Annotated in this window: 10 protein-coding genes; 2 read left to right on the top strand and 8 right to left on the bottom strand. The window is 45.0% G+C overall.

Annotated elements, in window-relative coordinates; translation table 11 throughout:
- The 4 genes from AB4Z17_RS29705 to AB4Z17_RS29690 form a co-directional block, all read right to left on the bottom strand.
- Positions 1-754, bottom strand: a 754-nt coding sequence (locus AB4Z17_RS29705) for an ABC transporter permease (RefSeq protein ID WP_441963861.1), incomplete at its 3' end; no start/stop codon positions are given.
- A complete protein-coding gene (locus AB4Z17_RS29700; RefSeq protein ID WP_441913127.1) occupies positions 751-2484 on the bottom strand; it encodes an ABC transporter ATP-binding protein in 1734 nt (577 codons plus the stop codon). The genes AB4Z17_RS29700 and AB4Z17_RS29705, both read right to left, overlap by 4 nt.
- A gap of 73 nt (positions 2485-2557) precedes the next feature.
- A complete protein-coding gene (locus AB4Z17_RS29695) occupies positions 2558-2794 on the bottom strand; it encodes a hypothetical protein (RefSeq protein ID WP_441913073.1) in 237 nt (78 codons plus the stop codon).
- A 116-nt stretch (positions 2795-2910) separates the two neighbouring features.
- Positions 2911-3486, bottom strand: coding sequence for a GNAT family N-acetyltransferase (locus tag AB4Z17_RS29690; protein ID WP_441913075.1), 576 nt, complete (start codon positions 3484-3486; stop codon positions 2911-2913).
- Positions 3487-3615: 129 nt separating this feature from the next.
- On the opposite strand from AB4Z17_RS29690, the gene AB4Z17_RS29685 reads away from it, so the two are divergent.
- Positions 3616-4287: a class I SAM-dependent methyltransferase gene (locus AB4Z17_RS29685; protein ID WP_441913077.1), complete on the top strand. Its 672-nt coding sequence runs from the start codon at positions 3616-3618 to the stop codon at positions 4285-4287.
- Between the two features lie 52 nt (positions 4288-4339).
- Here the strand turns inward: AB4Z17_RS29685 and AB4Z17_RS29680 are convergent, their stop codons facing one another.
- Positions 4340-5908 carry a sensor domain-containing diguanylate cyclase gene (locus AB4Z17_RS29680; RefSeq protein WP_441913079.1) on the bottom strand — a complete coding sequence of 523 codons (1569 nt, stop codon included), beginning with the start codon at positions 5906-5908 and terminating at the stop codon, positions 4340-4342.
- An 80-nt stretch (positions 5909-5988) separates the two neighbouring features.
- Positions 5989-6294, bottom strand: coding sequence for an ArsR/SmtB family transcription factor (locus tag AB4Z17_RS29675; RefSeq protein WP_441880985.1), 306 nt, complete (start codon positions 6292-6294; stop codon positions 5989-5991).
- A gap of 122 nt (positions 6295-6416) precedes the next feature.
- On the opposite strand from AB4Z17_RS29675, the gene AB4Z17_RS29670 reads away from it, so the two are divergent.
- Positions 6417-7802 (top strand): MFS transporter, encoded by a 1386-nt coding sequence (locus AB4Z17_RS29670; RefSeq protein WP_441963859.1) that lies wholly within the window; start codon positions 6417-6419, stop codon positions 7800-7802.
- Between the two features lie 7 nt (positions 7803-7809).
- Here the strand turns inward: AB4Z17_RS29670 and AB4Z17_RS29665 are convergent, their stop codons facing one another.
- Entirely contained in the window at positions 7810-8208 is a 399-nt protein-coding gene (locus AB4Z17_RS29665; RefSeq protein ID WP_441963862.1) for a DNA alkylation repair protein, read from the bottom strand.
- 90 nt (positions 8209-8298) lie between these two features.
- Positions 8299-9610 (bottom strand): hypothetical protein (locus AB4Z17_RS29660; protein ID WP_441963857.1); only part of this gene is annotated, 1312 nt, incomplete at its 5' end.

The raw sequence follows: 9610 nt of genomic DNA, 5'->3' as shown, positions 1-9610 counted from the left end.
TTTTATGTCCCGTGTACATTTCCTCTACATGTCCGTTCAACTGCCCAAGCTCCGCTTGCTGGGATTTGAAATACCCTTGAGACCTTGAAGCTACTGCCTTAATCACAAAAAAGCTAAGCGGCAGCGTAAGCAGCAAAATAACAGTCAATAGCGGACTAATCGTCAGCATCATAATAATAACGCCGATCAAAGTCACTATTGAAGTAATGAGCTGAGTCAAGCTTTGCTGAAGCGTATTGCTAATGTTATCCACATCATTGACGGTTCGGCTCAAAATCTCTCCGTGTGTTCTGGAATCAAAAAATGAAAGCGGCAGTCGAGCCAGCTTCTTGTTCACCTCGTTGCGCAGTTGGTAAACCGTTTTTTGAGCAACACCTGCCATGACATATTGCTGCACATAAGCAAACAATGAGCTGAGCAGGTACAGTCCAAGCAGAACGAGGACAATGCGCATAATGGCATCAAAATTAACACCGCTGCCCGTAATGCCTTCGTATATTTCAGTAGTCGCATTCCCCATCAGCTTAGGACTGACAATAGAGAATATGGTACTTAGAACGGCCATTATAACGACTACAATGAGCTTCATCCGTTGCGGCCTTAAGTAAGCGAGCAATCTGCGAAGCGTACCTTTAAAATCCTTCGCCTTTTGCACCGGCATGCCCATCCCGCCCATTGGACCTCTGCCAGGGGGACCAAATCTCGGACCGCCGCCCATGCCAGAGGGCTTCTTATCATACCGATGATCACTCATGCGATCTCCTCCTCTGACAGCTGCGACGACACAATTTCACGATACACGCTGCTTGTTTCCATTAACTCCGCATGATTGCCAATGCCCGCAATCGCGCCTTCATCAAGTACGATGATTTTATCCGCTTGAATGACGGTGCTCACGCGCTGTGCAACGATCAGAACGGCGGCATGCTGTGTTTCTTCCTTCAAGGCCGCTCGCAGCTGAGAGTCTGTTTTGAAATCGAGTGCAGAGAAGCTATCGTCAAAAATATAAATACTCGGCTTCCTGACGAGCGCTCTCGCAATCGACAGACGCTGTTTCTGACCGCCTGATACGTTCGTGCCGCCCTGTGCAATGATGGAATCATAACCTTCCGGCATTTCCGCGATAAAAGAAGCAGCTTGCGCAACGGCTGCCGCATGCTTAACCTCATCGTCAGTCGCATTTTCTTTGCCGTACCTAATATTGTCGCTGATCGTTCCAGTAAACAACACCGCTTGCTGAGGAACGTAGCCAATCTTCGCCCGCAAGCTCTGCTGCGATAGGAGACGCACATCATCGCCATCGATAAGCACACTGCCAGCTTCAATATCATAGAAACGGGGAATCAGATTGACGAGCGTCGACTTCCCAGAACCCGTACCTCCGATAATCGCCGTGGTTTCCCCTGATTTCGCGATAAACGATATTTCTGATAATGCAGGCTTCTCCGCCCCTGGATAGCTGAATGTAACATTGCGGAATTCGACTTCTCCGCCTCTTTCCCTTTGCACACCATTCTCAGCATCATGCGCGTCTTGAATATCCGGCTGCATTTCCAGCACTTGATTAATCCGAACGGCAGATACCGAAGCGCGAGGCACCATAATAAACATCATCGCCACCATGATGAGCGAGAAAAGAATTTGCATTGCATATTGAAGAAAAGCCATTAAATCTCCAATTTGCATGTCGTTATTGTTGATCCGAATACTGCCGAACCACAAAATAGCTACGCTGGACAAGTTGAGAATAAGCATCATAATCGGCATCATAAATGCCATAACCTTGTTTACTTTAATCGCGGTATCCGTCAGATCTTTATTCGCCCGCTCGAATCGCTGCTGCTCAAATGTCGTCCGATTGAAGGAGCGAATAACGCGTATGCCCGTCAAGCCTTCGCGCAGCACCAAATTGAGCTTATCGATTTTGATTTGCATCGCTTTGAAGAGAACGACGCCTTTGGAGCCAATAAAAATAATCGTTCCGGCAAGTATCGGAACGACAACGACGAACACAAGCGACAAAGTCGCATCCTTGGAGACAGCCATAATAATACCGCCGATACACATCATTGGCGCCATAACCATCATACGGAGCATCATAATTAGCACTTGCTGCACCTGCGTGACATCATTTGTTGTGCGCGTGATAAGCGAGGCCGTTCCGATTTTGTCAAACTCTTGCAAAGAAAAATTTTCGACATGGGCAAACAGCTTGCTCCGCGTTCGCTTCCCAAAGCCTGCTGCAATGGTTGAAGAATAGTAGCTGGCAGCAATCGAGAACACAACGCCAGCTGCTGTAATGAGCAGCATTAGTCCACCCAGCTTTACAATGTAACCCGTGTCGCCTTTTAGAATACCGATATTTACAATGTCCGCCATCAACGTAGGCAGATAAAGCTCTGACAGCGATTGCAAAAATACGAGCAAGAACACGAAAGCGATCATTAGCCAATACGTTTTCAATTCACGAAATAGTTTTAACAGGCAATATCATCTCCGCTCAGTATTTCATTATGTACGTATTCATATTACCATAGTAAAATCACGAAATTCAAAATCAGCCAACCTGCTTCTCCCAAACCAAACAACCCTTATAAATACAAAAGGAACCATCGCTGTAATTCGCGTGATTCCTTCGGTGTTTCTTATTCAGCTTCGCCTGCTTCTCCTGCAAAGTAGGTGTACGTTTGATCGTTGGATTGACGCCCAGCCAGCTGCCCCGCAGTGCATCCGGTGTCATGCGCCCTTGCTGCGCCAGCTTCTGCCTTGCTTTTCTCGCCTTGCTAATAGACATTAGTAATGCCTCCCAAAAAAAGTATTATAAAGCAGCACCACCGAGCAAGCATACATTTAGCTTCCTGCGGCTCGCTTCCTCCTATTATACGATGAAAACGTCCTTTGCGAAAGACGCTAACGTGCGTGCAATAATTCAAACTCCTTGCGCAGCATCGTAAATACAAGCAGCTCAATAAAGTTTCCATCCTCAAACTCAAATTCCCTTGGCTGACTATCCTGTTTGAAACCGAGCTTACAGAGCAGGTTGATCGATGCCGTGTTTGACGGATCTACCTTTGCCTCGATGCAATGGAGCTTCATGCTGTTGAAGCCAAAAGCGATAATGGGAGCCGCTACCTCACTCATAATCCCTTTCCGCCAGTAGCTTGGAGATAGATCATAACCTAAATCCGTACGCGCATGCTCCTTCAAATAATGTAAAAACCCACAGGTGCCGATTACTTTACCCGAGCTCTTCTCTTCAATTATCCATCTGATGCCTATTTGTAGAGCATAAATCTCCAAATGCCAATTTATTTCCTGCCATGCCTCGTCTTCTGCCGAGAAAGGCAGCAGCGGTGTATATTTGACAACATCATCATTGGAATAAAGCTCAAACAATTCATGCACATCCCGCTGCTCTGTTTTTCGCAAAATAAAACGATCCGTCTCTATTCGCGGAAACGTCTGAAATGAGAATGACGCACCCATCTATTCAACCCCTTTTCCCATCATACAAACACGTAAAATACATAATCTTTCCCTTGCATCATAAGCTTGTAAAATGACCCTTGCATGTGAACTTGCCATATAATCACGTTTGCGGGAGGAAAATAATGCATGTTAAATCCAAATGAGCACAGCCGCGAAGAAGCACGCTTCTTCACATCGACTGATCCGAGGATAGATACGCTTATCTATCCTTTGCCTGAAACCTGGTGGAGCCGTCCCTACGAGTATGAATGGTGCCGAACGCTCATTTCACCAAATGATATCGTACTGGATGCAGCCTGCGGCATTTCGCACCCATTAAAATTTTATTTGGGCGGCGTTTGCAAGGAGGTGCATGCTTGCGATTTCGATGCGCGCATTAGCTCGTGGGAGGCTATTTCTCAGGAAATTATTCAGGACGTAGGACAGCCAGCTCTCCAGTTAATAACCAACCACCAAGGCTGGTCCAAGGTTCAATATGCTCAGGCAAGTATAACTGACCTGCCTTATGAGGATAATTATTTTGACATCATCTTCTGTATTTCTGTGCTTGAGCATCTAAGACATGTAGATCAGGACCTCAGCTTAAAAGAATTCGCAAGAACAGTGAAACCAGGAGGCCGGATCGCGCTAACCTTCGATTATCCGACCGTTGACTTGCAGCAGCTCAAACGCGCCGCCGAATCCGCAGGACTCACATATGGCGGCGAATTTGAGGCGACGCCCAGCTCTACTGCAATTAGCTCAAATATGTGGGGAACGTTATATTGCTTTAGAGTACTGTTAAACAAACCAGTATGATTTTCTATTTAGGATGAATGGCGTATGGAGCAGAGCAGCCTTAACCGAACAACTAATCCTCTCGTCCGCTTAATGGCTTATTGTCGTAAACCGTTGTTCGGTTTCTGCCTGCTTCCTTCGAGCGATAAAGCGCTTGATCCGCCATTTCAATTATTTCCTTCGCATCCTTCGCCTTCCCACTCGACATTGAGATGCCGATTGAAACGTAGATTGGACTGCCAGTCGGACTCACGCCAGCAGCGATTCCTTCTCTAAGCCGCTCCGCAATATTGGTTGCCGTAGGAATGCTTCCTAGCTTAACAAGTATGCCAAACTCTTCACCGCCGTAGCGGAAGCTAAGATCGTGACTTCTGGAAAATGCTTTTATTTGCGCAGCTGTATAGATTAATACTTCATCTCCTATAAGATGCCCGTGCTGATCGTTAATTTTTTTGAAATGGTCAACATCCAGCAGTATAAGCGCAAACGGTATATCCTCGGCAATCCACTCCTGAATGGTCAAATCAAATGTTTTCCTATTCGCAAGTCCCGTAAGCCCATCCAATCGGATTTCCTTGTTCAGTAAATTAAAATGGTTATTTATACTTTGATTAAGCTGTCTCACTTCATAGATGTAAGAATTTGTTTTGGGCATTTTGGAACGTATCGCCTTTGTTGATAAAATCGCTTCCTCTGAGAAAGCAGCTAGTTCAAACAGAGGCTTCGATATTAAATGGGAAACATACCACGCAAGCAGCAGGATTACGATAAATAACGGGAGAAATTGCAGCAGTATACTCCATATCAATTCATTTAACGGCTTATCAATAATTGATGCAGGCGTTTGTGCAACGATGGCCCAACCGGTTATCGACTCGTTCGCATAACCCGCAAAATAACGATTCTGCTTTGAATTAACGATCTCCTGCGATCCGCTATGGCCAGCTAATGCCTTATTAATAACCTCATTTGAGGCAATTTTTTCATTAATTCGCTGTTGGTCCGGATGGAAAATAAGGCGGCCTTGCTTATCTGCTACGTAGACGTAAGAGCCGTTTCCGTAAAAATGTTCGTTGAGCAATTTGCTAAGCGCGTTGCTCTCGCTCAAATAAATGGTTCCAGCTACAAAACCTTCATATTCGCCTTGTTCATTAAATATGGGTGAAGAAATTAGCATAAGAAGCTGGTTTGTTGTTGACCCCACATAAGGCTCTGAAATAAGCGGTCTTTTCTGTTCAACCGCTTGCTTCGATGCGTAAGAGTTCAGCACTGCCCCTGCCTTGACTCCTCCGCTTGACAAACTAGATAACATCACTTTACGATTGGAATCCACAATGATAATCGCATTAAAATATTGCTCATTCGCATCGTACCAGCTATCCAATTCCTTTTGCGATATATTTTGTATGCCTGCTCTTGCAGCTATGGCATCAACATTGTTGCTAATAATATCCAATAATTCTTTCGTATTAGAGGACAGTTTTTGCGCATATTGATAATTGCTTTCCAAATAACCCGACGTTAGTGAAGTCTTATTTGTCGTCCATGCAAAATAACCGCCGATGATGGCGGTTAAGATAACAGAGCCGATTACGAACAGCCCCAAGACGAATCGAAGTTTTAAGCCTTTGCGTGTACCCACAGTTGTTCCTTCTCTCGTTGCCAAAGTACAGCCTTATTTTAGCGTATATGGGCGAGAAAAGAAATAGTCCTTACTTTCGTCTATACAGAAGCCGGTTGAATAACGGCCGTTAACAGGCCTGGAAACCGAGCATCCAAATCCTCTGTGCGCAGAGTCAAAAAATGCTGGGTGCCTTGCTTTCTAACATTCACTACACCAGCTTCACGCAATGTACGAAAATGATGCGTCATTGTAGACTTTACGACAGGAAGATCAAAGTGGCCGCAGGACTGCTCGCCATGCTTAACAATAGCGACAACAATGCTAAGCCGAATAGGATCACTTAATGCATATAAAACAGAAGTAAGCTCAATATCCTCACGATTGGGATGGAATAATATTTTCAAAGGCATACGCACCTCTCTCATTAAGTACTTATTGCATTATACCATAGCTCATGCTATATTTTCATTGTACGATAATATTCGTATAATGAAAATAGATAAAGAGACAACTTTGGAGGTTCTATATGAGAAACAGTGCCGCTGTTACTGCCCCACCCTTATTCACCGAGGAGCGGCCTGCCTTTAGAGACGGTCTCGTTATCCCGCTGCTAGGTTTAACCGTAATTATTGTGATCATGAATACGATGATGTTTAATCTGGCCTTGCCTCAAGTCACGGCTCAGTTTATGCTATCCCCATCGGCAGCTTCATGGATCATAACGGGTTATTCTATTATATTTGCCATTTCATCGATTACCTACAGCAGACTCTCTGACTTTGTTCCGATTCGTCTGCTGCTCACGATTGGCTTAATCGCCATGGGCGGCGCATCAGTGCTTGGTTATTTTAGTCATCATTATGTACTGCTGCTTGTCGCGCGCCTTATTCAAGCTTGCGGAGCGGGCTCCGTCCTTAGTTTAACCATCGTGCTCATTACACGATTCATTCCACTTGCTCGCCGGGGCAAATCCATGGCACTTATTACTTCGGCTGCATCACTCGGCCTTGGTTTAGGCCCCGTCATCGGCGGTGCTATAACACAATATTTAGGCTGGAACGATCTGTTTATCGTTACTGGAATCTCACTTTTACTCATTCCTGTGTTTTATCGACTGCTGCCGGTTGAAGCAACGAACAAGGGGTCCTTCGATATCCTCGGTGCCGCGCTTGTCGGAATTGGCTCCACAGGTGTTCTGCTCTATATTACGAACCATTTTTTAATTGCTCTTATTGGCGGAATACTTGCACTAATCTTATTTTGGATACGGATTAATCGTGCAGTAAATCCTTTTGTTCAACCTACTCTGTTCCGCAATAAAAGGTATATTCGTCTGATTACACTTGGTGTTGTATCTTACATTAACAATTTTTCCACACTATTTTTGCTGCCTCAGGTGCTTATTCACCTGTTCAAGCTGACACCAGGTCAAGCAGGTCTCATTATTTTTCCGGGAGCCATTGTAGCTATGCTTTCCTCCAATCGCATTGGAAAAATCATTGATCAACACGGCAACAGCTTGCTGCTTCGGCTATCTCCTTGCTTTCTCTTGCTCGCTGCTGTCTCTTTCGCCTTGTTCGCGGATCAATCCATCTACGTTGTCATGGCAATTTATATCGTGATGAGCGTTAGTTTCTCCGCGTTAAACTCGGGCGTTTCCAACGAGCTGTCAAGAATTTTACCAAGTGAGCATGTAGGTGCTGGAATGGGCTTATTCCAGCTGTCGCAATTCATTAGCGGTGCTTTCAGCGTAGCGATTAGCGGTATCGTTCTCGCGGCACAAAGCAGTATTCCGCTTGGCCGCGCATTTTCAAATATATTTTGGGGAATGGGTGTCATTGCCGCCTTCGCCATTGCAGCATCGTGGCTGTACTATTTCTCTTCAAAGCAGCAGCTCGATGAGTCAAATTGACGTTAAGCTAAACGATATGCTTTAACGCCTCTTTCTTGCTAAGCGGCGAGAGCGGCGTTTCTTCTACAAACCGATGCACACAGGCTGCATCGGTTTTTGCATATTCTCTAAGCGCCCAGCCGATCGCTTTGCGAATGAAAAACTCGCTTTCGTCCTTCGTGCGGCGTATGTAGTCAAATAACCGATCTGTATCCGTATCATGCTTGTACCTAAGCTGAAACAACAAAGCAGTTCTCCGGAGCCACATCTGATCTGAATCGATCCAGCGCTCCGTATACTCCGCTGTTAATTCCGGATATTTCGAGAGCTGACTGCCGACTAATCCATAGGCTGAGCCGTCTCCGGATTGGCGTGCTCCCTGAACTTTGCTTCCAAAGCATGCGCAATTGCAGTCATCAAATACCAGCTCCTTTTCTTGAACGATAACACAAAGCAGCCCTAACCATCAATGATGGTCAGGACTGCTTCATCGTAACTATTTTGCCAAATAATCTTATTAAGCCGCTTCGTTATGCAAATATCTAAAGAATGGCTTATCTACCCAGAATTGAGTAGGCGTAATGATGACATTAGGATCAATGGCTTTAAATCCTGCAACGACCTTCGCAGAATCCTCATTAAGCGAGAACGGGTTAACAGTATAAGGGCTGTCTGGATCTGTAATAAAGTTGTTCGTAATAATTTCATAATCCTTCAGTGCAGTTTGTGAGTAGTAGAGCGGCTGCCACCATGATGCAACGATAAGTCCTGCTTGATCCTCTTCATCTTTCTTCGCATAAGCTAGAACAACATCTTGGAAAGCTGCTTTATCTGCCGCAGTTGCAAATTCAAATTCAAGGTCATACTCTTTGGAATACGAAATATAGTTGCCATTTGAAATTTTAACTACGTTTGGACCAGGGTTGCCCCATTCTGCTAGAAAAATAAATGCGGATGTTTTTGGCTCGAATTGCACTTTCGCATTTAGGCCTTCACTGCGAAGCAAACCAATAAGCTGAATCGCGTGATTAAAATCGGAATGACCGTAAATTAGAGACAAAGAATCGATGAAGTTAGCATTGAAACGGGAGTCCTTGATGTTGTAGCCTGTGATCAAGCTTTGCTCCAAAGCAGTATTTACCAGCTTTTGCAGCTTAGGCGCATCGATAATATCAGAAGTTTCGTAAGCGCTGCTTAGCTTTTGGAAAATATCGTTGTCGTTAACATAACCGATATACTTTTTGTAAAGACCTTTTGTAATAAGCACTTTACCAAGCAGCGTGTGGATCAATTGATCGCTTGCTGCATTTTTTGGTTTGAAGCCTGTGTAAAATTCAGCTGGCAGCAATCCTGTATCTACTGCTGCTGCAACTTCTTGCGCACCTTTTGTGCCAAGCGCGCTGCTTTTAACGTTCAGCTTCGTTAGTACTTTGTTTACTTTAACAGCCGGGTATGTATAGGCAAGCTCCTTCAAATCTGCTGCTCTTACCGCAATGGAAATCGCTACAGCGCTTGTAAGTACTTGATCGCCTTGAATGGCCGGGCCAGACAAAATGCCTTTCTCATACAAAGCTGCCGCTGCCGGATAAAGCTTGTTATCTGGCTTTACATCGGAGAAAGTGACCTCTTTGCCTGATGGCTCGTAACCAAGAATATCAGCTACTGCTTCAATGAATTCACCCTTCGTCACTTTGCTGGAGAGGCTGACATTAAATTTTTCTTTCAAAAACTGCTTATACTGTGCTGCGCCATCTTCCTTTAGTGCCGCTGCTTCAGACGGAGCCGCAAAGGCTGCTGATTGTGTAAAGATAACAGAGAAAGATAAGAGG

It is taken from the genome of Paenibacillus sp. TAF43_2 (assembly GCF_052113545.1).
Classification (GTDB): Bacteria; Bacillota; Bacilli; order Paenibacillales; family Paenibacillaceae; genus Pristimantibacillus.
Note: the sequence above shows the minus strand (reverse complement) of the source record. Positions and strands in the feature narration are given on the sequence as shown.

Coding starts and splice junctions, on each gene's coding strand:
- AB4Z17_RS29695 (WP_441913073.1), bottom strand. CDS start 2,794: ATGTCTATTAGCAAGGCGAGAAAAGCAAGGCAGAAGCTGGCGCAGCAA.
- AB4Z17_RS29690 (WP_441913075.1), bottom strand. CDS start 3,486: ATGGGTGCGTCATTCTCATTTCAGACGTTTCCGCGAATAGAGACGGAT.
- AB4Z17_RS29685 (WP_441913077.1), top strand. CDS start 3,616: ATGTTAAATCCAAATGAGCACAGCCGCGAAGAAGCACGCTTCTTCACA.
- AB4Z17_RS29670 (WP_441963859.1), top strand. CDS start 6,417: ATGAGAAACAGTGCCGCTGTTACTGCCCCACCCTTATTCACCGAGGAG.